Origin of the sequence: Paenibacillus sp. FSL H7-0442 (assembly GCF_038593105.1) — a bacterium.
Taxonomy (GTDB): domain Bacteria; phylum Bacillota; class Bacilli; order Paenibacillales; family Paenibacillaceae; genus Paenibacillus; species Paenibacillus polymyxa_D.
The window spans coordinates 4,334,120-4,358,635 of the sequence record NZ_CP151963.1; the positions used below are offsets into that span (position 1 = coordinate 4,334,120).

The 24,516-nt window shown below is 47.6% G+C and carries 19 protein-coding genes and 1 other annotated feature; all 19 genes read right to left on the bottom strand.

Features of this window, described 5'->3' with window-relative positions:
* Positions 1-19 precede the first annotated feature (19 nt).
* The 19 genes from MHH57_RS19070 to lonB all read right to left on the bottom strand — a co-directional run bounded on the left by MHH57_RS19070 (position 20) and on the right by lonB (position 24,364).
* Positions 20-262, bottom strand: coding sequence for a DUF4321 domain-containing protein (locus tag MHH57_RS19070; protein ID WP_023989955.1), 243 nt, complete (start codon positions 260-262; stop codon positions 20-22).
* Positions 263-383: 121 nt separating this feature from the next.
* Complete coding sequence (locus MHH57_RS19075; protein ID WP_342434404.1) at positions 384-1,604, bottom strand: SPOR domain-containing protein; 1,221 nt, start codon at positions 1,602-1,604, stop codon at positions 384-386.
* Positions 1,605-1,767: 163 nt separating this feature from the next.
* The gene (murC, locus tag MHH57_RS19080; protein ID WP_013311605.1) at positions 1,768-3,147 is read right to left on the bottom strand and encodes a UDP-N-acetylmuramate--L-alanine ligase; all 1,380 of its coding nucleotides are present in this window, start codon (positions 3,145-3,147) and stop codon (positions 1,768-1,770) included.
* Positions 3,148-3,153: 6 nt separating this feature from the next.
* Positions 3,154-4,530: a folylpolyglutamate synthase/dihydrofolate synthase family protein gene (locus MHH57_RS19085; protein ID WP_029518417.1), complete on the bottom strand. Its 1,377-nt coding sequence runs from the start codon at positions 4,528-4,530 to the stop codon at positions 3,154-3,156.
* Between the two features lie 36 nt (positions 4,531-4,566).
* Entirely contained in the window at positions 4,567-7,233 is a 2,667-nt protein-coding gene (locus tag MHH57_RS19090) for a valine--tRNA ligase (protein WP_342434405.1), read from the bottom strand.
* Between the two features lie 53 nt (positions 7,234-7,286).
* Positions 7,287-7,571: a binding site (T-box leader), on the bottom strand.
* Between the two features lie 71 nt (positions 7,572-7,642).
* Complete coding sequence (locus MHH57_RS19095; protein ID WP_069011265.1) at positions 7,643-8,968, bottom strand: LysM peptidoglycan-binding domain-containing protein; 1,326 nt, start codon at positions 8,966-8,968, stop codon at positions 7,643-7,645.
* 126 nt (positions 8,969-9,094) lie between these two features.
* Complete coding sequence (locus MHH57_RS19100) at positions 9,095-10,009, bottom strand: RluA family pseudouridine synthase (protein ID WP_165148795.1); 915 nt, start codon at positions 10,007-10,009, stop codon at positions 9,095-9,097.
* A complete protein-coding gene (gene hemL / locus MHH57_RS19105; RefSeq protein WP_069011263.1) occupies positions 10,006-11,310 on the bottom strand; it encodes a glutamate-1-semialdehyde 2,1-aminomutase in 1,305 nt (434 codons plus the stop codon). The genes MHH57_RS19100 and hemL overlap by 4 nt, the downstream gene beginning before the upstream one ends.
* Before the next feature lie 30 nt (positions 11,311-11,340).
* On the bottom strand, positions 11,341-12,339 hold the full coding sequence (gene hemB, locus MHH57_RS19110; RefSeq protein WP_342434406.1) for a porphobilinogen synthase: 999 nt from the start codon (positions 12,337-12,339) through the stop codon (positions 11,341-11,343).
* Positions 12,340-12,387: 48 nt separating this feature from the next.
* The gene (gene cobA, locus MHH57_RS19115; RefSeq protein ID WP_342434407.1) at positions 12,388-13,944 is read right to left on the bottom strand and encodes a uroporphyrinogen-III C-methyltransferase; all 1,557 of its coding nucleotides are present in this window, start codon (positions 13,942-13,944) and stop codon (positions 12,388-12,390) included.
* 4 nt (positions 13,945-13,948) lie between these two features.
* Positions 13,949-14,875: a hydroxymethylbilane synthase gene (gene hemC, locus MHH57_RS19120; RefSeq protein WP_209950328.1), complete on the bottom strand. Its 927-nt coding sequence runs from the start codon at positions 14,873-14,875 to the stop codon at positions 13,949-13,951.
* 1 nt (position 14,876) lies between these two features.
* On the bottom strand, positions 14,877-15,524 hold the full coding sequence (locus tag MHH57_RS19125) for an NAD(P)-dependent oxidoreductase (protein ID WP_069011260.1): 648 nt from the start codon (positions 15,522-15,524) through the stop codon (positions 14,877-14,879).
* Between the two features lie 8 nt (positions 15,525-15,532).
* Positions 15,533-16,360, bottom strand: coding sequence for a cytochrome c biogenesis protein CcsA (gene ccsA / locus MHH57_RS19130; protein WP_029518408.1), 828 nt, complete (start codon positions 16,358-16,360; stop codon positions 15,533-15,535).
* A gap of 16 nt (positions 16,361-16,376) precedes the next feature.
* Positions 16,377-17,771 carry a glutamyl-tRNA reductase gene (gene hemA, locus MHH57_RS19135; protein ID WP_029518407.1) on the bottom strand — a complete coding sequence of 465 codons (1,395 nt, stop codon included), beginning with the start codon at positions 17,769-17,771 and terminating at the stop codon, positions 16,377-16,379.
* A 246-nt stretch (positions 17,772-18,017) separates the two neighbouring features.
* Entirely contained in the window at positions 18,018-18,416 is a 399-nt protein-coding gene (speD, locus tag MHH57_RS19140) for an adenosylmethionine decarboxylase (RefSeq protein WP_025365654.1), read from the bottom strand.
* Between the two features lie 268 nt (positions 18,417-18,684).
* The gene (locus MHH57_RS19145; RefSeq protein ID WP_029518406.1) at positions 18,685-19,272 is read right to left on the bottom strand and encodes a hypothetical protein; all 588 of its coding nucleotides are present in this window, start codon (positions 19,270-19,272) and stop codon (positions 18,685-18,687) included.
* Between the two features lie 287 nt (positions 19,273-19,559).
* A complete protein-coding gene (gene yihA / locus MHH57_RS19150; protein WP_342434408.1) occupies positions 19,560-20,171 on the bottom strand; it encodes a ribosome biogenesis GTP-binding protein YihA/YsxC in 612 nt (203 codons plus the stop codon).
* Positions 20,172-20,189: 18 nt separating this feature from the next.
* A complete protein-coding gene (gene lon / locus MHH57_RS19155; protein ID WP_023989969.1) occupies positions 20,190-22,526 on the bottom strand; it encodes an endopeptidase La in 2,337 nt (778 codons plus the stop codon).
* Positions 22,527-22,636: 110 nt separating this feature from the next.
* Positions 22,637-24,364: an ATP-dependent protease LonB gene (lonB, locus tag MHH57_RS19160; RefSeq protein ID WP_029518404.1), complete on the bottom strand. Its 1,728-nt coding sequence runs from the start codon at positions 24,362-24,364 to the stop codon at positions 22,637-22,639.
* Between the last annotated feature and the right edge of the window lie 152 nt (positions 24,365-24,516).

A 24,516-nucleotide genomic window follows, 5' to 3' on the forward strand; every position in this document is an offset into this window, starting at 1 on the left:
GGAAGCTCCTTTTCATCAGTTAGAGCCTGCGGTACAGCCAGAACGCGGCAATGATGCCGATCAGACTAAGCAGGCTCAATTCAAAATTTATTGTTATGTTGTAGCTGATAATATCCAGGTCCGCTCTCGGCGACCAAGATATCCTAGTGGGGTGGGTCAGAAAAGAAAGGAATTTGATCGATTGAAGGGCTTTGGCAATCCATGCACCCAAGAGCCAACCGAGCAATAAAAACAGTATAAGCATTCCTACATTTTTTTTCATCCTGATCTTCCCTCGCCATTTTTTGACACCTTCATTATTATACGGTGATTTGTACTGCAATACAAACAGAAATCCGGCATGGGGAACTATTTCCAGTTCCTTGCCGGAAAATATGGTTAGCCTATTGTTTTATGAATTGGATAAATTCCCTCTCACGCAAAACATATTCCATCATGGAGGACTGAATCTCCCAAATGTGTTCCTTGGCTGTATTCTTATTATATTCCCCAAGTGCAGAGATCGCGCTGTTCATCGCCTTTTCAAGTGAGGTTGCGGAGGCAACCGCTTCCTTCGGAAGACCACTGGGAAGTACAGTGATATTTTGTGTCCACTGCTGATGCAGATCGTTCAGCTCCTTCATGTCGGAGGCTGGCACCGTATTCGGACCTCCTTCTCCGAGCAAGTTTGAGGAAAGTCCGCTCAACTTACCCACCAATGAGCTACTTAACTGAAAAAAGCTAGTGAGTTTATCACCTTCGCCTCCGTAAGCCGCTTTTTCAAATCCAGGCAATTCAAGCTCACGAACATACAATTCGACTCCTTGTGTTTTCAACTGATTGCTGAGCAACTTGGCTTGCTCCCTATCCGGTGATATTCCTGCATATACCCGGTTTTGGTCCTCGGTATCCCCTCCTGCTGCAATACCTGCCTTTAATAGTTCTTCTTTTGCTTGTAAGGCCCGTTCTGGGGTGCTGAAAACCCCATATTGCAACAAATAGTAGGTTTGAGGTGGTACCTGAGCCTCTATGACAGTGACAGGGACAGAATTCTCTTTTGCAGATATTGCATCCACACCAACAGATTCTTTAAAGACCGGTACAGCCTCCTCTACTGAAGGATCTGATCCCGGAACCATGCTTCCTCCGTTAAACAGTAACAACATAATATATCCAAACATGCCTCCGGTCACCAGTGCGCTGGCTACAGAGCCAACCAGTTTCCATCTAGAAGGGTTGGGCGGACGTCTTCTGTACTCTTGGCCAGAATGATAAGCTTCCTCATCCTCTTCCAGGCTATCCGGTAGAACTTCCGCATCTGACCAGGAAGCCGCCGAACGACCAAAGGGGTCATCCCATCCCTCTTGTACTCTTAATGTCGGAGCAAAACGCCGACTTGAAATGCGTTTATTCCGATCCTCAGGCTCATTGATCTTTGATTCTTGTGTAGTTGCAGTATTTTTCTCCATTCCTCTGTTCCGTTCCGTTCCTTTATGCGGGTTATCAGTTTCACGCTGTTCGTTCGTAATCGACTCGTTTTTGTACGGAAGCACCTGTAGCTTATCCTCCCGGCTTGTCTCCGGCAACTGTTGGTCGAACCGGAATGTCATCTTGGTCTTGTTCATGGATGCACTCCCTCCTTGTCCCATACTTCCTCATAGTCTGTTGTATGAGTTAAGCTAAGAATATATGCCCCAGCATTACAAAAAAGGGTATCCCGAAACACAGTCGTGTTCGGAATACCCTTTTTTTGTAATTCATTGGTGCAACAGCTCATTTTTATACGGTTTACACTTGCTGTCCGCGAAGATGGCGCGCTAACGCGTCACCTGCTTTCCAGATATCTCCCGCTCCCATCGTCAGCACAAGATCACCCGGCTGTAATCGATCTTTCAACTCCTCGATCACAGCTTCTTTGGTCGGCAAATAGATTGCATTAGCATTGCTGTTTTGGACGATTAAATCCACGAGCTTGGAAGAATGCACGCCTTCAATCTGTTTTTCTCCCGCTGGTGAATAAATATCGGTAATGATGACTTCACTAGCCTCGCTAAACGCGCGGCTGAACGCATCGAGCAGGAAAAAGGTGCGGCTATAGCGTTGCGGCTGGAATACAGCAATAATACGCTTGCCAGTCGCTCTCGCTGCGCTAATCGTAGCCTCAATCTCTGTTGGGTGATGCGCATAGTCATCAATAATCAGTATGTCATTGCTTTCACCTAGTACTTGAAACCGACGCTTCGCTCCGTGAAATTCCACAATTGTAGCAGCGATTTGATCGAATGGAATCCCTGCTTCCAAACATGAAATTACAGTCGCCATCGCATTATACATGTTATGTTTACCCGGCACTGATAGTTCGATTGTTCCGAGTGCTGTTCCCTTACGGCTCATAGTGAAGCTTAATCGACGGTCACCTAATTGGATATCTGTCGCCATATAATCCGCTTCATGCTCCACTCCATAAGTAATGACCCGAGTCTGGAGTTGAGGCAGCATTTCCCGGATGTTCTGATCATCTGCGCATACAATAGCCGCTCCATCCGGTCGAATTTGACTCAAAAACTGTACATAAGCACTTTTCAGACGATTAAAGTCGCCATCGTAATTTTCCAAATGATCTGCTTCAATATTGGTTACGATGCCTTGCCAAGGATGATATTGCAGGAAAGAACCATCACTCTCATCCGCCTCAGCAACGACAAACTCGCTTTTACCTGCTTTGGCATTCGTCCCCAAATTCGTGATTTCGCCGCCAATAATATACGTTGGATCAACGTTACATCTCTCCATAACCAGAGCGATCATGGAAGAGGTTGTCGTTTTACCGTGCGCACCCGCAACAGCTATTCCCTTACGTTCGTTAAGCAAGCGAGCCAGCATCTGCGAACGGTGCAGAGTTGGAATATTCAATTCCTCCGCTGCCACCCGCTCCACATTGTCACGTGATAATGCTGTTGAATAGACGACGATATCCGCGCCTGCAATATGCTCAGGCGTGTGTCCAATATATATTTTTGCGCCTTTTGCCGCCAGTTTTTCTGTCAGCTCCTGTGATGCCACATCTGAGCCAGTCACGGTATAACCCATCTCCAGCATGACTCGAGCAATCGCGCTCATCCCGTAGCCGCCGATACCGATAAAATGAACATGTTCCGAAGTAATCAACAAATTTCACCAACCTTTTTCCGAATCGGTTTGATACATAAGGGTAGCCCGTACATCCGCAATAAGGTACAGCGTGCCGGACACCACCCCCAGATCTTCCGCTTCCGTATGTGATTGAAACAGGCCAAGAGCCTTTTTCCAGTCACCTTCTACAATTATTTTTAAATCCGTTTTGGCATAAGACGGCCGCAGCTTCTCCACGAGATGAGCCAATTCAGCGGCATTCATTTTGCGCCGAAAATCGGGCTCGGTCAGGATAAGCGTATCCACTAGTGGCAGTATATGCTGCAAGTATGCTTCATGATGCTTGTTTGACAGCATCCCCATCATTAAAACCAATTTTTTGTACGAATACACTTGAGGAAGACTCTTGGCCAGCGTCTGTGCTCCTTCTGGATTATGAGCCCCGTCAAGAACAATTCTCGGTGATGTACTGACTTGTTCGAGACGCCCTGCCCAGGCAGTTTGCCTAAAGCCCTCCAGCAGTTCTGCATCATCCAACACAAAAGCCATATACTGACGTAGGACCTCAAGTGCCATCATAGCTCCTGCCGCATTAGAACATTGGTGCTCGCCTAACAACGTGATGTCAATTTCCATATGTCGGAAGGGCCCCGCGAATGAAAAGGTTTGAGCTGTTTCATCTCCGTTTAGCCGTTCATACGTAAATTGTTCTCCTGCCAGGTACAAGGTAGCTCCTTGCTTTGTCGCCGTTTCACGTATGACCTGAATAGCCTCGGGTTGGGAAACACAACTGACGACAGGTACACCCGGTTTGATGATACCGGCTTTTTCCCTTGCAATCTGTTCGAGCGTATCTCCCAAAATATCCGTATGGTCATAGCCGACATTTGTAATAACCGAGAGGATTGGATTCACGATATTAGTTACATCCATCCTTCCCCCAAGACCTGTCTCCCATACCACAACATCTGGGAAAGATACCGTAGCATAGTATAAAATAGCCAACGCTGTCGATACCTCAAACATTGTAGGTGATCCCAATTCACTATCTGCGATTTCTTTCACCAACGGATACAAGCGATTGGCAAGCAAAACCAGCGTTTCATCGGGAATATCGGTCCCATTGAATTGAAAGCGGTTCGTAAATCGGGTGATGTACGGAGACGTAAAAGTCCCGACATCGTACCCACATTTAAGTAGCACAGAGGTCAGAAAGGCACAAGTCGAGCCTTTACCGTTGGTTCCCGCAATATGCACAAATTTCAGATGTCGTTGCGGATCACCCAATTTACTCATTAGTTGTTCAATTCGTTCCAGTCCAGGTCTGATACCAAACGGAATCAAGCCGTTAATCCATTCCACTGCCTCATCATAGCTTTGTAAAGGAGCCGTATCTCCGCCCCTGATCGTATCTGACATCCTCTTCACCTTCAGGTCATTTTATTGTGAGTGAAATTATCCCTTGAGTTCTTCAATACGTGCGATAACTTTAGCGCGCTTATCTGAGTAATCGGCTTGCTTGGCCTTCTCTTCCTCGATGACTTTAGCTGGTGCCTTCGCCACAAAGCCTTGGTTAGATAACTTTTTCTCCACGCGCTCCACTTCACTGTTCAAATGCTGAAGTTCTTTTTCCAGTCTGCTAATTTCCTGGGCAATATCAAGCAGTCCGGCCAGCGGCAGGTACAACTCTGCGCCGCTAACTATAGATGTCATCGCTTTATCTGGAACGGTGAACTCTAATCCCGCGTCGAATTCAGACGTATTACAGAATCTACGCACATATTCCCCATTGCGGTTAATGATATCGAGAACGGCTTGATCGCCGGGTTTTATGAGCAACTCAATTTTTTTACTCATCGGCACATTGACTTCAGCACGGATATTGCGCACAGCACGAATTACGTCGATCAGCAAATTCATTTCTGCAACTGCATCCTTATCCTCAAAAGCCGGATCATAAACAGGCCAAGCGGCCAGTGTAATCGTTTCTCCCTCATATGGAAGATGCTGCCATATTTCCTCAGAGATAAACGGCATGAACGGATGAATCATGCGCAGCGTCCGGTCCAATACATATGCAAGTACGGACTGCGTTTTCTTTTTCGCATCTGCGTTGTCGCCATATAGGGAAAGCTTCGCAAACTCAATGTACCAGTCGCACAAATCATCCCAAATAAAGTTATACAGAAGGCGGCCTGTCTCGCCAAATTCATAAGCATCTATTAGACGCGTGATGTCGCGTGAAGTTTCGTTTAGACGATGCAGAATCCAACGATCAGCGGTGCTCAGGTCACCAGTAATGTCTATATCTGCCGAAGTGACGCCTTCCAGATTCATCAGCGCAAAGCGTGACGCATTCCAGATTTTATTGGCAAAGTTGCGGGCCTGCTCCACCCGCTCCCAGCGGAAACGAAGGTCTTGCCCAGGCGTGCTACTGGTGGAAATCATATAACGCATGGCATCGGTACCATATTGGTCAATCACGTCGAGCGGATCAACACCGTTGCCGAGGGATTTGGACATTTTTCTACCGTCCGCATCACGAACCAACCCGTGCATAAGTACGTCCTTGAACGGAATCTCTTCCGTAAACTCGAGTGCTGTAAAAATCATACGCGATACCCAGAAATAAATAATGTCATAGCCTGTAACCAAGACATTAGTCGGATAGTAGCGTTTGAGGTCCTCTGTCTGCTCAGGCCAGCCCAGTGTCGAAAACGGCCACAAAGCCGAGCTGAACCAAGTATCCAGCACATCCTCATCCTGTTTTAGCTTTCTGCCAGCATACTCAGGCAAAGTTGTAGGGTCCTCCGCCGATACAATCACTTCTCCGGTATCCTCATCGTACCAAGCCGGAATACGGTGTCCCCACCATAATTGACGGGAAATACACCAGTCACGCACATTTTCAATCCAATGCAGATAAGTACGTTCAAAGCGATCCGGTACAAAGTTTACCCCGTTGCCAGCCTTCTGCACTTCAATGGCTTTAGCTGCCAGAGGCTTCATTTCCACAAACCATTGTGTGGACAGATAAGGTTCTACAACTACACCTGTACGCTCGCTGTGGCCTACTTGATGTACGTGCTCTTCAATACGAATCAGTACGCCCTGCTCTTTCAGATCAGCGACGATTTGCTTACGGCAATCGCTACGATCAAGGCCCTGATATTTGCCTGCTTCGGCATTCATCGTTCCCGTTTCGTCCATCACTGTAATTTGTGGCAGCTGGTGACGTTGTCCCATTTCAAAGTCATTCGGGTCGTGAGCCGGTGTAATTTTAACCGCGCCGCTACCGAAATCTTTATCAACATAATCATCCGCAATGACCGGAATTTCCCGTCCGATGATTGGGAGCACAAGCGTTTTGCCGATCATTTGCTTGTAGCGTTCATCTTCCGGGTGTACAGCTACAGCTGTATCGCCCAGCATCGTTTCAGGACGTGTAGTGGCTACCGTAATAAATCCGCTACCGTCTTTCAGTGGATATTGCAGGTGATACAGATTTCCGTTCACCTCTTTGTATTCCACCTCAATGTCCGATAATGCAGTACGTGCAGCAGGGTCCCAGTTTATGATGCGTTTACCGCGATAAATCAGACCCTTCTTGTACAGTTTAACGAATACCTCGCGTACCGCTTGGGACAGTCCCTCATCCAGCGTAAAACGCTCACGAGAATAATCGAGAGAAAAGCCCATCTTTTCCCATTGGTTATGGATATTATCTAGGTAAAGATCCTTCCACTCCCACACTTTCTCCAAAAACTTCTCGCGGCCCAAATCATAACGTGTCAGGCCTTCTTCACGCAGCTTTTGCTCTACCTTTGTTTGGGTAGCAATACCCGCATGGTCTGCCCCTGGCAGCCACAAGGCATCATAGCCCTGCATCCGCTTGGCGCGAATAATAATATCCTGCAAAGTAAAGTCAAGAGCATGTCCAATATGCAACATACCTGTAACATTCGGTGGTGGAATAACGATTGTAAAAGGCTCTGCCTCTGGATGTTGCCCAGCGCGGAAATAGCCCTTCTCCATCCACGTTTTGTACCATTTTTGTTCTGCTGATTTTGGATCGTACGTTGTTGGCATTTCCAAGGTTGTCTTGTTGTCTTGTTCTGACATATCAGGATACCTCCATGATTTTTCAATTGGCAAATAAAAAAAGCCCTTCATCCTCAAAGGACGAAAGGCTGTTCTCTCGCGGTACCACCTTTGTTTCACCCCTAGTGTATGTATCCACTGATCCATTACACATGGTGTGACACTTTATGCAGATAACGGTTGCGGACCGGCCTTATTCTACCGTGAACCTCTTATCTTCCGTAGGAATTAAATGAGGAACCGTTCAAACAGGCGACTCCCGGGTGACTTCGGCCAGTAGCTTCCTGCGGAACCTCACAGCGCTGCAATTCCACTCTCTGAAGGGCTTGCTGCCTACTCTTCCCGATCTCAGTCTTTCAATAACTATACCACATCATACATTTCCCATTGACTATAGTCAACACCCGCTGTGCATTTTTCAGCAACCGGATCAAGGGATGTACAATACCTGTCCTTCTTCCACATGATGCTCCGCCAATCTGTTATACAGTTGAAGCTCACGCGTGCTGAGCTGATAACGGTCAGCTATGGTTTCCAGTGTATCCTCGCGCTGTACTATGCATAACCGCACCTTACGAAAAGGTGTTTCATCTTGTGTATGAAAAAAAAGGTTCTTCCACTTGGCATTCTCCCGCTCTTCTTCGGCTTTCTGATCCTGCGGCTCCTGCTCCAATTGCTGCTGGTATTCCGCTTCTTTCACCGAACGGCTGGATTGGAGCAATGATGAGTAGACAACCGGGTCTGGCTCGTCTGCCTCTTCATCCTTTTTACTGTTAAGCGCCACACGCATCTCTGGCTTATCCTCAGTAAAAGTGTCATGGGCCTCGTGATTCACCTGTTCTGACGCTTCAGGCCTGAAGTCGAAGCTATCTACTTGACTCGCTTCCAACTGTGGCTCCAGATAGACCTCGGACTCCGTAGCAGGATGCGGTTCAGACAGCAAAGGGTCATAATTTACATTAGGAGATGCGGAAGATACTTTGGACTCATTTCCCCCTGCCCATGCTTCCTTTTGCTGAAATCCCCACACTTCCGGAGACCCATGCTCATGTTTGACCTCGGGAGAGTTATCTTCAACTGCTTTGCCCGTCCAAGGCTCATAGAATCGGTTAGGATCTACTGCTGGCTCATAAGCTTGCTGTTCCGACGATGATTGCTGTTCCCCTTGGTCCTCAGACAGCTGTTCCCAGGAAATGGACTCCTGTTGTACTGGCACACTGTAGGAGGTTTCAGGATCTGTAACGTAATCAGAGGTCGAGTCATTGGTAGAATAGGCCTCTGCCTGACGATACTCTTCATCGGCGGAAAGGGATTGAACCGGATGCTCAGGTGCATGCACTACGGTAAATTCTTCATCCAACCAGACCGCCGTCTCTTCCGCGTGCGAGCTTTCCACACCATGCAAAGAAAGAACGCCTGTAATGTTTAGACTACGTAAAGAAAGCAGGTCCACATCAAAATTTTCAATCTCGACAGAGATATCTTCCAATCTCCCTACGCGGTTTAGCGGAATGGTAATTTCCACAGGGATCAAATGATGAAGCTCGCTCGTGAACTGTTCAGGTGTGCGGTACACGCCCTCCAGCAGCAAATGCCCTCGCAAAGCGGCATGGTCGCCGTGGGTTACAACCTGAATGCGTGGCAGAAGCTCGATTTCCTCCAACTCAGCAATCCCGGCAGCTTCCTCCGTCAAATGAATGCGTTCATAAATATCAAAACGCAAGCCTTGCGGCTGATCATTCTGTTGTTTGTTCAAGGATGGCATCCTCCTTTGGGCAGTCTCCGCACATCCTCTGACTTCTGGTCAGGCGCACGGAAACTCCATATTGCAAACCGTTTCTAGGTTCAAGTATATGCGCCAAAATAGAAGGCATGCCATCTTTTATAGCTGTTTGTGCAGCTTTTGAAAATCATCCGGCCAAGCATCCTCCACAGTAATCGTTTCGCCACTCAGCGGATGACAGAAGGTAAGACGCTCTCCGTGTAGCGCCTGCCTGCCAAAATCAGTAGCACGCCCCCCGTATAATACATCCCCAAGCAACGGGTAGCCAGCATGACTAAGATGTACGCGAATCTGGTGCGTCCGTCCTGTCTCCAGCGTCAGATATACGAGACTCACTGCACTTGAACCGCTTCCCCATACTTCCCCGAGTTCAATATGGGTAACCGCCTTCTGCCCAGTCGGAGATACACGACGGCGCTGCTTATGATGCCTGTCCTTGCCAATCGGCCAATCCAACGTTCGCAGCGATGGAGGTACTTCCCCTCGTACCAAAGCTACATACCGGCGGTCGATATCCTTAGCTCTCATTTGCTCGTCCAGCTTGAGCAACGCAAACTCATTTTTGGCATATAGCACCGGGCCCGTCGTATCCACATCCAGACGATGTACATGCCGTACCACCGCATGAATGCCATTCATCTCATAGTAGGATGCGACAGCATGATCCAACGTCAGCGGACCATCCTGCACACCACCGTCCGGATGTACTGCCATACCTGCTGGTTTATGTACTACCAGACAAAAATCATCTTCATACAGTACCTTCAAATCATACCAGCGAGGGGTGATGCCAAGGTTCATTACAGGAAAAAGGGCCAGCCGCAGCCGGTCCCCTGTAAGTTCAATCTCTTTATCATGGCGCAGTCTGCGCCACAGCTTTTCCGGTAATTCCAAACGATTCAGCAACCACTGATCTACAGCATCAGCGCTGTTTTTTTCCCCGTCTGTGATTTCCCGTCCTGGCGTGACTTCCAGCCAGGGTCCTCTTCTTTTCCAGCCACCTTGCCAGCTCATAGACGTTTGAGCGCGCGATAGTTCGCCTCAATGGTGGCATCAATATCCTCTACCGTATGCACGCCCGATACAAACATACCCTCAAATTGAGATGGTGCTACACTGACTCCCTCATTCACCATTTCAGTAAAGTAACGACGGAAGTGGTCCTGATTACTCGTTTTAGCTGTATCAAAATTGACAACCTTTTCTTCTGTAAAAAATGGACAAACCATGGAACCCACGCGATTGATCGTGACAGGGATACCTAGCTCGTTCGCATTACGTTCGAATCCGGCTTGAAGTCGTGCTGCCCGCTCTTCCAAGCGATCGTATACTTCTGGCGTCAGCAATTTAAGTGTCGAATAACCTGCTGCCATAGCCAGTGGATTTCCGCTAAGCGTACCCGCTTGATAAATGGGCCCCGATGGAGCAATCCGCTCCAGAATATCACGACGTCCGCCGTAAGCACCTACAGGGAGTCCACCACCAATCACTTTACCCAAACAGGTAAGATCCGGTGTCACACCAAAGCGACCTTGAGCCGAATGAAGTCCAACCCGGAATCCAGTCATCACTTCATCAAAAATCAGCAGACTTCCGTACTGCTGGGTTACCTCACGCAAACCTTCCAAAAATCCAGGCTGTGGCGGTACAACTCCCATATTGCCTGCTACTGGCTCGACAATAATTGCGGCAATCTCTTCGCCAAATTTCTCAAAAGCTAGCTTCACCGAAGCTAGATCATTATAAGGGACAGTGATGGTATGGGTGGCCACAACTTCAGGCACACCGGGACTATCGGGCAAGCCTAATGTGGCAACACCAGAGCCTGCTTTAATCAGCAAGCTGTCCGCATGACCGTGATATGATCCCTCAAATTTAAGAATTTTACTACGGCTCGTAAATCCGCGTGCGAGTCGAATCGCACTCATAGTCGCCTCAGTACCGGAGTTAACCATACGTACAATGTCCATAGAAGGAACACGCTCACATACGAGCTTGGCCATTTCGGTTTCTGCCAACGTTGGTGCGCCGAAGCTGGTTCCTTTTACAACAGCAGCCTGTAAAGCTTTAACCACTTCGGGATGTGCATGGCCCATAATAAGCGGTCCCCATGAACATACATAGTCTAAATAGGATTGACCATCAATATCATATACGCGCGATCCTTCGCCATGGTCGATATACACAGGTGTAATTCCAACAGATTTAAAAGCCCGTACCGGGCTGTTTACGCCACCCGGAATGTATTGTTTTGCCTCATCAAAGGCTACTTTGGAGTTCGTATCCTTGCGCACTGTTCGTTGTTCGTCGATCATTCTGACCACTCCTATCTTCTGAAAATAGACTTATTGCTTCAACCATCTTGCCGCATCCTTGGCCGAATAGGTAATAATCATATCTGCACCCGCACGCTTCATACTTGTCAAAATCTCTAGCACCATTGCTTTTTCATCAATCCAGCCTTGAAGTGCCGCTGCCTTGACCATGGCATATTCACCACTAACGTTGTAAGCCACCATAGGCAGATCAAATTGATCCTTAATCGTGCGCATTACGTCAAGATAAGAAAGGGAAGGCTTCACCATCAGCATATCTGCCCCCTCCAGCACATCAGATTCTGCTTCTCGCAATGCTTCACGTGCATTAGCAGGATCCATCTGATAGGATTTGCGGTCACCAAACTGCGGCGCAGAATCTGCGGCCTCCCGGAAAGGACCGTAAAAAGCAGACGCATATTTGACGGAATACGACATAATTGGAATATGTGAAAAGCCTTCTAGATCCAACCCCTGCCGAATCGCCTGTACAAAACCGTCCATCATATTAGATGGCGCGATAATATCTGCACCAGCTCTGGCCTGAGATACAGCTGTACGTACCAGCACCTCCAGAGATTCATCATTCAATACCTCACCGCATACCTCACCATCATGCTCATGCATGTGCACCATACCGCAGTGTCCATGGTCCGTAAACTCACACAAACAAGTGTCAGCCACAACCAGCAGTTCGGGATAACGCGACTTGATCAGACGAGTAGCTTCCTGAACAATACCATCGTCCACAAAAGCCGAAGTCCCTACGCTGTCTTTGGTTTCTGGGATGCCAAATAGGAGCACAGCGGGAATGCCGAGCTCACTAATCTCTTTCAGTTCTTCCTCCAGCCGATCCAGAGAAAAACGGTATACACCTGGCATAGAGCTAATTTCCTGTTTCACCCCAGTGTCAAATGTAACGTAGATCGGTTGGATAAAATCAGCGGGATTCAATACGGTCTCACGCACCATACTGCGGATTGCAGCCGACTGGCGCAAACGGCGATGTCTGGTAAAAGGAACACTCATGATTACAAACCTCCATTTTTTATACATTCATTAGTAAAAACAAAAAAATTATAATGTCATAACAGTACTTGAACGTTTCCACTCACACAACGATTGGATCAGACTTTCAATGGTCGCCTTCTCTGACATAAAACTTACAGTCAAGCCGGCTTGGGTAGCTGTCTCACCGGTCAAAGGACCTATCACAGCAATCGTAACTCCCTCCAGCAGCGACACCGGATCATGGATCCCCATTTGTCTGAGGGCTTCTAAGAAAAAGGTTACAGTTGAGGAACTGGTAAACGTAATCGCATGAATGGCACGCTCCTCAAGCAGCTTGAGAAGTTCATCATCCTGTGTGTTGGCTGCTAGCACCGTTTGATACAAATCAGCCTCGGTCACATGAAGTCCCATCTCCCTCAGCTTTTCTGGCAGCCACGGCCGAGCTAGATCACCTCTTGGGAGAAATACGTTCTGCCCTGCCTGCAAATCCTGCTCAAATCCTTCGAGCAAGCCCTCTGCCTGAAATGGGCCCTCGATCTGTTCTGCCACAATTCCGTGTGTCCGAAGCGCGGCTGCTGTAGCCGGTCCGACTGCGGCAATACGCGCTTTGAACAGCATACGTACGTCCTTGCCCTGTTCCTTTAAGTGCGTGAAAAAGTATTCCACTCCATTAACGCTGGTAAAAAACACCCAATCATATTCTGGCAGTCGCGCAAATGCCTCTTTAATTTCCTGTTTGGTTGGCTCGTCCGAAGGGGCGACCGTCTGAATAACTGGAAATTCATAAGGCTCGCCACCAAGCTCTTCTATCCGATGGACCAGACTGCTGGCCTGCGCACGCGCGCGAGTAACCAAAATTCGCTTGCCAAACAAAGGCATGTCCTCAGCCCATTTTAACTGTTCACGTTGATTGACCACTTCTCCAACAACGATGACGGCGGGAGGCTGAAAATTCGCAGCCTTCACCTTAGCTTCAATATCCGCAAGCGTACCCACCAGCGTATCCTGCTCGGCACGGGTTCCCCAGCGGATCAAGGCAACAGGAGTATTTGATGGCTTGCCGTGTTTTATCAGCTGTTCACTGATATAGCCAATCTTTGCTACACCCATCATAAAGATCAGTGTGCCCGTTGCGTTCGTCACTTTATCCCAATGAATACTTTTGTCGAGTTTATCCGGACTTTCATGACCTGTAATGATAGATAGCGATGAGGCCATATCCCGGTGTGTGACTGGAATCCCCGCATAGGCGGGCACACTGATTGCTGATGTGATGCCGGGTATAATTTCATAGGAAATACCATGTTTACGCAGTAGCCCGGCTTCCTCGCCGACTCGTCCAAATATAGTAGGGTCTCCCCCTTTAAGACGAACAACTGTTTTTCCTTCCAAGGCCAAATCCACCAACAGCTGATTAATTTCCTCTTGCTTCATAGTGTGACGATCTGGCAACTTTCCAACATATATTTTTTGGGCCCCTGGCTTCATCAATCCCAAGAGGCGCGGGCTTGCCAGTCTGTCGTACACAATGACATCGCCCAATTGAATGCATTCCCAACCCTTGACCGTAATTAATCTTGCGTCTCCGGGTCCTGCACCTACCAAATATACTTTTCCTGCCATGCTATCATCCCCTCACCTGCGCCAGAATCTGTTCTGCTCCTTTGGCTATCAAACTGGCCGCCACCGCTTCTCCCAGCTTTTGCGGATCATTTCCCTGGAGCGTTTCCTTCAAAATAACCTCGCCATCTGGCGAGCCTACCATGCCCGTAAGGCTGATTTCTTGACCAGCCCAGACGGCATGAGCCCCGATCGGCACTTGGCACCCCCCATTTAACACGCCCAAAAAGGTTCGTTCTGCCGCAACGGTAGCCGAGGTATCCCGGTCGTTGTAAAGGCGCAGCAAGGCCAATAGCTCTTCATCACTCGCGCGACATTCAATACCCAGCGCTCCCTGCCCAACCGCCGGCAAACAGTCTTCTTCCGGTATATAGGATGTAATTCGATCTTTCCAGCCCATCCGATGCAAACCTGCTGCCGCCAAAATGATAGCGTCAAAACCTTCCGTCTCCAGCTTTTTCAGACGGGAATCAATATTCCCACGCACAGGCTCCAATTGTAGATCAGGTCGCATGGACTTGATTTGACTGGCTCTGCGCAGGCTACTCGTGCCCACCTTTGCCCCTTGAGGCAAATCCTCCAGGCTCTCGGCGCCCAATGTGATCAGGCAATCACGTGGATCCTCACGACGCGGTACAGCGCCGTTGACAAGCCCTTCCGGCAATTCGGAAGGCATATCCTTCATACTATGTACTGCCATATCAATCTCACCAGCCAGCATGGCCTGTTCAATCTCTTTGACAAAAAGCCCTTTGCCACCCACTTTGGACAAGGTTACATCCAATATTCGATCACCCTTGGTCAGGATTTTCTTTACGACAAATTGCAAATCCATTCCATGCTCCGCGCATAGCGCGTTCAAATCTTCAATGACATGCCCGGTCTGAGTTAACGCCAGCGCACTCTGTCTGCTGCCTACCACAATTGTTCGCATGTTATTCCTCCTGATTTTGCGCAATCCACAGGTCTATTTGTTGTTCGGTCCAAGCCATAAATTCATGACGGCGTATTTGATCCAAAATTCCGCTACTCGCCAAGCGCCTCAGTAGTTTAGTCCTTTGCTGTGGGGAACTTATCTTACGTTTGATGATCTGTCGCATATCGTGCATGAAATCCAGATATGGCTCGTATTCGCTACCAAACAACGTATCCAAGGCTGATGTAATATCAGCGGTCACAGCGGGGCCTGCCCCTTCTGTAGAGATACTAATCGTCAGTCTCCCTCGTCGGATGATGCCCGGCGTTATAAAATCTCCCTCTTCCGAGCGATCCGCCACATTTACCAGTATACCCCTTTGTCTGGCCTCATGCGCAACCTTATTATTCACTTCTCTCTGGTTCGTAGCGGCATATACAAGAAAGGCTCCCTGGAGGTCACCCTCGCGATATACGCGATTTACCCAGTGGAGCTGCTTGTGATCGGCCAGGACCTGTAAATCCGGCGTTATATTCGGGCTAATGAGGGTAATGGACGCCCCACTTTCCATCATCCCCTTAACCTTTCGTTCCGCAATCCTGCCGCCGCCTACAATACAACAGATCTTATTGTTACAATTCAACGAAATCGGGACAAAATGCTGCAAATGGCTTTTCACTCTCCCGTCCACTGATGAAATACAGACCAGGAATTCAGCAAAAAATTAAGAATCAATAGCGTGTAGCCCACCAATGCCCACTTTGCCATCACAAGCCCTGAACGCTGATTCAATCTTTTGCTCACTAAAAATATAATATACACACACAGGGCAATCGCTGTCATCAGCACCTTGGTATCTAGCAAGAGAAGCCAGCGTTCCTCAGCAATAATAGAAATAACGGCAACTACAATAGAGACTCCCAGCAAAGGAGTACCAATCAACAGCGCCATATGCGTATACCGATCCATCATTTCCAGACTCGGCAGGCGTCTGATCGTGTCATTCCATTTCTTTACTTTCAATTTACGATGCAAAAACAGATATAACCCCGAAAATACAGCTGCTACCGTCATCGCTACAAAACCAAGATTAGCCAGCGCAATATGAATCAGGAGCAGCCCATGCACGGTATGCCAATTTCCAAGTGGATTGTCGAGAGGCTCCATCCATATATTGTTGAGCACCAGCACTGCAAAACTAATAATATTAAGCAGCAATACCGCAAATTCGGAACGCTGATAACGTGTCAAAATCAAAGAAATCAGCACTAAAATAACTGAAAACAGAAATAGAAAATCGTAGGTCACGAAAATAGGAAGGTGCCCTTCATTCCAGGTTCTTATCCCCATATAAGCAAGCTGGAGCACCAGAACGACAACAAGAAGCCCTGTACCTGTCCGTTTAGCATTCGCATTGCGACGAATCCCATCCGAGAATACAAACAGAAGGCTCAGGGCAAAAACATAAATCATTGAATCATATATAAGCATGCCTGAAGCCACGTCTGTTCACCCACTTTTACAGGCTGGCCGGCGCAAACGACGCTGGCAAAGCCTGAGCCTGAACGGTTTTTTCATGAACACCGGCTTCCGGTTTTATTAACGCAGATGCATCGCTTTTATCTACTTTCTGAGCGGCGTCATCCAAACGATCCTCCAGAGCAAAAATGTGGCTAAACATGTCTAGGGCCTCATTTCCCTGTTTTTGGACAGCCAGTTCCTTTACCCGATTGATCGGATCATGCATCATCTGGTTCAGCATACTCTTCGTCAAACGGCTAATCACTTTGCGTTGCCGTTCATCCAGCTCGGGAAGCTTATTGAACAAGCTTTCCAACGTATCCTGATGTACAGACTCCGCTTTTTCCTGTAATGCACGAATCACCGGACGCACTCCCATCGTTTTCAACCATTGATAAAACTCGCTAAGCTCATCTTCGATCATATGCTCGATTTTTGTAGCTTCGGTACGGCGCATTTCCAAATTGCTCTCCACGATCCCTTCCAGATCATCAATATCGTACAAGAAAACATTCTGTAATTCACCAATAGCCGGGTCGAGATCACGCGGAACCGCAATATCAATCATAAACAAAGGACGGGACTGTCGACGTTTCATACTTGCTTCAACCCGAGTCCGATCCAGAATATACCCCTGGGCACCTGTCGAGCTAATAACAATATCCACGTCCGCCAACCGATTCATGCCTTCCTCCATCGTAACCGGCGTTCCATGGAACTTGGAGGCAAGGTCTTCCGCACGGGACAAGGTTCGGTTGGCTACAATAACCTCGGCTGCTCCGCCGCTGTACAAATGCTTAACCGTAAGTTCGCTCATTTTACCAGCACCGAGAATCAGTACCTTTTTATCGGTAAACATCCCGAAAATCCGTTTGCCTAGCTCAACTGCTGCATAGCTGACAGATACGGCACTTTCTCCAATAGATGTCTCTGAATGGGCACGCTTGCCCAATGTGACGGCCTGCTTAAACAACATATTAAACCACGTTGCCGTAATTTTCTGGGATTGAGCCTGAAGAAAAGCGTTCTTTACCTGTCCCAAAATTTGTGTTTCTCCGATTACCATAGAATCAAGACCACAAGTCACACGGAACAAATGCCGAATCGCCTGCTCGTCCTCATATATATATAAATGTTGTGTAAATTGATCACGCGGAATGCCAAACCATTGCTCCATAAAACTGCGTATAAAATAGCCGCACATGTGAAGGCGGTCCACTACAACATATATTTCAGTCCGATTGCAGGTTGCGACAACTACGCCCTCCAACACACTTTTGGTAAGTTTGAGTTGCTCCAGCGCTTTTGGCAAATCTTGTTCTGCAAATGTAAAACGCTCTCTGACTTCCACAGGCGCCGTACGATAATTCAACCCAACAACGACGATGTGCATTGCAAATTCACCTGCCTAAACTGTAATAAGAATAACCACTGTTATCATAAACTATGTTAATTATATCACAGAAGTCCGAATCTCCTCCGGCTGTTTTATGAATTGTTTATGAAAATTGAATAGCTTTCATGAAACCAGCACGTTCTGTATGATTTGATTTAGTGTAGACCACTTTTAAAACAAATAACCATGGAAATGTTCCATGGCTATAATATAGGACGCACAAATGGCTCCATAAAAAACGATTTACACTAACTCAGCCAGCTTGCACTCTGGTGATTCCACCTGAAGTTCTCCCAAGCCGCGAATCAGCTTTTTCGCATATGTTTTTTTCGGTTTTAGAACGGATACCAGGTAATCAATAGCCAGCTGCGGATCGACAGTCTCACCGCAAGTATAACAATCAATAGCGGCAAACCCTCTCTCAGGATACGTATGAATAGAGAGATGACTCTCCGACAACAGTACAAGCACGGTAGCTCCCTGTGGTTCGAACTGCTTGGATTGAACGGACATCACCGTTGCTCCGCAAGCTTCAGCTGCTTCAACTAATTGAGCCTCCAAAAACTGCGCATCATTCAGTAATTCAAACTCAACACCCCAAGTATCTACGGCAACGTGTCTTCCGAAAGTTGAGTACTCCAATTCCATCTTTCGGTTCCCCCTTCCTAGGAATAAAATGTTTGGAAAAATTTCATCCGCTAGGACCTACGTCATTCACTTCCCGAGGGAATAACCTCTCGCAACATTCAATGTCCTGAGTGAATCCTGGTTCCTATATTTCATTTTCAACGAGATTAAAAATAACATCTATGTGCAGCAAATGCAATCATTTTTTAAGAATAAAAAAGCCTATTTCGGTAAAGAAAGGGACTACATGGCATAACGATTCATTCCATATATTCATGCCTTATTAAGCTTCCAGTGCAAATAATTTTGAGCAACTCATTCGAAGCTTGTGGTCAATCTGTTCCAACTCCGAGAAAGTACGCGCCAAATTCCGCTGGTCAAGCAACGAATTAATGAGATGATATACGTCAGATATTTCATTTTCAACGTTCTGATGCTGAAAAAGCTGTTGCAATTCCTGCACCGTATTTTTATATTCGAATACCAGCCTGGAACCTCCGGCATTCTTCTCCATAATTTTACGAACCGTACCTTCATTATAAAAATACACCATAGTGAATCCTTGATACATTCGGTAAACGATGCCTTCGCCCTTAAAACGAACAAAAAGTTTGCGTATAAACAGGGTTAGTTGCGGATGAATTAAGCGACAAGTCAATTCACACACAAACGCTCCCTCTTTGGCTTCAAAAAACAAATGAACTTCCTCACCCGCACTATGCTCCAGAACGATTTCCTGTCTTCCGTTATCTAGAACTTTAATATAGTAATGCACCTGGGGATCATCCACTGCCCGCAAAAATTCGTCCATTTGGGTTTCCGACAAGGTCAAAGTGGTTTTAACATACTCTGTGGCTAACCGCTGAGCCATACCCATCTCCTCAATTCTTTCCTGAACCTATAAGTTTAAGCTTTAAATTTATTATACATCAGACCTAAAGTGCTTTTCTTGCACATCAAATCATAAATTCCCGCCATACATCGGAAATAAACGGAAAATGATGGGGTTGAGACTGCATTATCCCCCATATACTCACTTTTCGGCTTAAAATCCACGAGTTCTTTTTGTTATTATATATTATTCCCACCTATTTAGTAAGTTTATTTTTTTGAAGCCCGAACCATGAAAAAAGGACGTCCTCAAGGACGTCCCTAGCCTTACAATTCCGTCTGCTCTTCTTCGTCATTCTCTATATAGCTGGAGATGACAGACCACAGCTCTTCCTTGCCCATACCTTCTTCGGATGAAAAGGGGATAAGCAATCCCCCGGGAAGTATTCCGAGTTCCTGCTTGATTACCTTGTAATGCTTTTCTCGCCGCGTTTTAGGGATTTTATCTGCCTTCGTGCCTACAACACATACGGGAAGCCCGTTATGACGCAGCCAATCATACATCATGATATCGTCCTTGGACGGCGGATGGCGCAAATCTACCATTTGAAGCACCAGTTTGAGTGGCTCACGCTCCAGCAAATAAGACTCAATCATCTGCCCCCAAGCCTTGCGGGACGTTTTGGATACCTTGGCGTAACCGTAACCGGGAAAATCGACAAAATAGAGATCATCATTAATCCGGTAATAATTGAGTTGCTGGGTTTTACCTGGCGTAGAACTGGTACGCGCCAAATTTTTACGGTTAATCAACCGATTAATCAATGAAGACTTTCCTACATTGGAGCGCCCCGCCAGAGCAATCTCTGGCAAAGCGTCCACAGGAAACTGATCGGGACCAACCGCACTTATTATAAATTCTGCTTTTGTTACTTTCATTGTGTCCTTAATTCCTCTCTAATGTACCCTTGCCTGCTCAACCAAAGCATGCTTTAGCACCTGATCCATATGGGCAACGGGGACAAATTCAACATCCTGCCGGATACTGTCGGGAATATCCTTTAAATCCCGTTCATTATCTTTGGGAAGCAGAATTTTTTTGTAGCCTGCCCGGTGGGCAGCCAGCGACTTCTCTTTTAAACCACCAATCGGCAATACACGGCCGCGTAGAGTAATTTCGCCCGTCATAGCCACATCCTTGGATACATGACGGTTGGTCAAAGCTGAAATTAACGCGGTAGCAATAGTAATTCCCGCAGATGGACCATCCTTCGGAATCGCACCCTCAGGAATATGAATGTGGATATCATTTTTCTCATAAAAGTCTAGTTCAATGCCCAGATCAACTGCTTTGGAACGGGTGTAGCTGAATGCCGCCTGTGCAGATTCCTTCATAACGTCTCCCAGTTTACCCGTAAGAATCAGTTTACCACTACCAGGTACGACCGTCACTTCAATCATCAGTGTTTCACCACCGACCTCTGTCCATGCCAAGCCTGTAACCGTACCGATCTGATCCTCCAGTTCTGCAACACCGTAACGGAATTTAGCGATACCCAGATAATCCTTCAGATTATCCGGTGTGATTTGAATTGGTCCTTCGCCACCAGATACAACGGACTTCGCCGCCTTGCGGCACAGAGAAGCCATTTGCTGCTCAAGATTCCGCACACCAGATTCACGCGTATATTCGCGAATGACACGCAGTAGCGTATCCTCCCCGATAACCAGTTGTTCCTCGTCCAAGCCATGCTCTCTCTTCTGCTTGGGCAATAGGTACCGATTGGCGATTTCCAGCTTCTCCAGTTCGGTGTAGCCAGGAATATAGAGCGTCTCCATGCGGTCCATTAGCGGACGCGGGATGTTGTGTGCAGCATTGGCTGTCGTTACAAACATCACATTGGACAGGTCAAACGGCAGCTCAACAAAATGGTCACTGAACGTATTGTTTTGTTCAGGATCAAGCACTTCGAGCAATGCCGCCGATGGATCTCCTCGAAAATCGGAAGCCATTTTATCAATCTCATCCAGCAAAAATACTGGATTAGACGTTCCTGCGGTCTTCATCCCCTGAATGATCCGCCCTGGCATCGCACCAACATAAGTCCGACGGTGACCACGGATTTCCGCTTCATCCCGCACACCTCCGAGAGAGATGCGGACAAATTCCCGACCCATGGATTTGGCAATCGAACGGGCCAACGAGGTCTTGCCGACCCCTGGCGGACCCACGAGACACAGAATCGGTCCCTTAATGGTCTTCACCAGCTTGCGTACAGCCAAATACTCCAATACACGCTCCTTGGGTTTATCCAATCCGTAGTGGTCGTTATTAAGTACCTCTTCAGCTTTGACGATATCCAGATCATCATCGGTAAACTTGTTCCATGGCAAGCTTAACAACCAATCCACATAATTACGGATGACGCCACCCTCGGCAGAGCTTGCCGGCATTTTTTCCAGACGATCGATTTCCTTTTCGACCTTCTCCTTCACCGGAACAGGCAACTCTAGTTCACTTAGCTGGTTGCGCAGTTCTTCAACTTCTCCCGCGCGACCTTCCTTCTCGCCAAGTTCCTTCTGAATTGCCTTCATTTGTTCACGCAGATAATACTCCTTCTGCGTCTTTTCCATCTGCTTCTTCACACGCTGGTTGATTTTACGTTCCAGCTCCAGCACTTCACGCTCATTGTTCAAAATATCCAGAAGCTTCTCCAGACGCTGAGTAACGTCGATCGTCTCCAGTATATCCTGCTTTTCCTTAATTTTGAGCGTCAAATGACTTGTGATTACGTCTGCTAGCCGTCCCGGCTCCTCAATATCCGATACCGCAGCGAGAGTCTCCGGTGTTACCTTTTTGGACAAGTTGATATAATGCTCGAACTGAGTTAATACAGTGCGCATTAGCGCATCCGTCTCAGGCTGTACGTTTTCTGCCTCGTGCAGCTCCTTCGCCATTACCTCGTAATATTCTTCATTGTCCGTATATTGAATAATCTCGGCCCGTTCCAGCCCTTCCACCAATACTCGAATGGTTCCATTAGGAAGTTTGAGCATCTGGCGTACCTTGGCTACCGTGCCGACTCGAAAGATGTCCTCTTGTGTAGGTTCTTCAATATTTACTTCTGATTGAGAACACAGGAGAATCAAATTGTCTTCAACCATCGCTTTTTCCAAAGCCTTGACCGATTTTTCCCGGCCCACATCGAGATGCAGAACCATACTCGGGTAGACCAGAAGCCCTCTTAAAGGCAGCAAAGGAAAACGACGACCTTTTGTCTTGGTGGGTCCCATCGCTTTCGCACCTCCAGTGATTCTCAGGTTCCGGATTTTACAATCCTCAAGTTGTTATCTTTCATATTTTATCAAATGTTTTATGAAAAAACCAATGAAAGGGTGGTTCATCAGCAAGATCCTGTATCTGATATCGTCCCGTTATGCGTTCCATCAGCCTGTAACAAGGAAGATTGGGATGGGCGAAAAGTCTCAATTGGCGCATGTACAGGCGAATCCGACGTTATCTCTTCCCCGAACACATGTCGGAACACTTCGGTAACCGACTGTACGGGAATCACTTTTAAACCCTCAATGCTGTCAAAAAGAGCTTGCCAGTTGTCCTGCGGAATGATCACTTTTTTGGCTCCTGCCTGAAAAGCGGCTTCAACCTTGGCTAATACACCACCAATCGGTTTGACACGACCATGGATGCTAATTTCGCCAGTCATTGCAATTTCATGATCCACCGGAATTCCCCGCATCGCGGAAGCAATGGCTGTTGCCATCGCAATTCCTGCGGACGGGCCATCTACCGGCGTACCCCCAGGGAAATTGATATGCAAATCGTAATTCGACGGAGACAATCCGAGCGTACGCAAAACAGTTAGAACATTTTCTACAGAACCTTTAGCCATGCTCTTACGGCGCAGTGTACGGGACCCGCCTCCGATTTCTTCCTCATCCACAACCCCCGTAATATTATAGCTGCCCTTTCCCTCAGGAACCGGAACTGCTGTAACTTCAATTTCAAGCAGCATCCCCATGTTCGGGCCATATACAGCTAATCCGTTAACGAATCCGATTTGCGGCAAGCCTGGTATTTTTCGGTCAGGACGCGGTTGAATTTGACTACTGCCCGCTACCCATTCGACGTCGGAAGCATTGAGACATTCCCTTTTCTCGGTAAGTGCCAAACCAGCAGCCAGCTGGATCATATTGACCGCCTCCCGACCGTTCGTTGCGTAACGCTGTACAACTTCTACCGCCTCAGGACAAGGGCCAAAGCCTAGCTTGTGGACGGCATCCTCTGCAATACGAGCAATCTCCTGTGGCTGCAAGGCACGGAAATAAATCTCCATGCACCGGGAGCGAATCGCAGGTGGCAGTTCATGCGGCGAACGGGTCGTCGCACCCACCAAACGAAAATCGGCTGGCAAACCGTTTTGGAAAATATCGTGGATATAAGCAGGAGTATTCGAATCTTCCGAGTTGTAATACGCACTCTCCAAAAATACCTTGCGATCCTCCAGTACTTTCAAGAGTTTATTCATCTGCGTTGGATGCAGCTCACCAATCTCATCAATGAACAGCATCCCCCCATGCGCCTTCGTCACAGCTCCGGGTTTAGGTTGTGGGATACCCGCTACCCCCATCGCTCCTGCCCCTTGATAGATTGGATCATGCACTGAACCTATCAGCGGGTCCGCAATACCGCGCTCATCAAAGCGGGCCGTCGTAGCATCAATCTCCGTGAATTTGGCGTCTCCCTTGAACGGAGAGGACAGATTCTTCTTAGCCTCTTCCAGCACAACGCGTGCAGCAGCTGTCTTCCCTACACCCGGCGGGCCATAAATAATGACATGCTGCGGATTCGCACTACATAACGCAGCCTTGAGCGCGCGCAGTCCATCCTTCTGACCCACGATATCCTGTAATGTGGCAGGACGTGTGCGTTCAGCCAACGGCTTGGTAAGTGAAATAGAACGCAATTTGCGTAGCTTATCCAATTCCTTGCGGGATTCCCGATCCACCGCACTACGGTTCGTTTTCTGGCTCCGCAGGAGGTTCCAGAAATACAGACCAATAACAATCCCGAAAAACATTTGCACCAATAACAAAATCATAGTCAAGTCCATCGTATTTCCTCCGTTTCTCATCTCAGCAATTTTAAAAATGCCGCTCTATGAAAAACAGTATTTCCTTTTCCGCGATAGCTAAACGGCGGTCTTTCAAAAGATCAGAGAGAAATACAAAAACACCGCGAAGAACAGTTCTGTAGCAGAGCTGC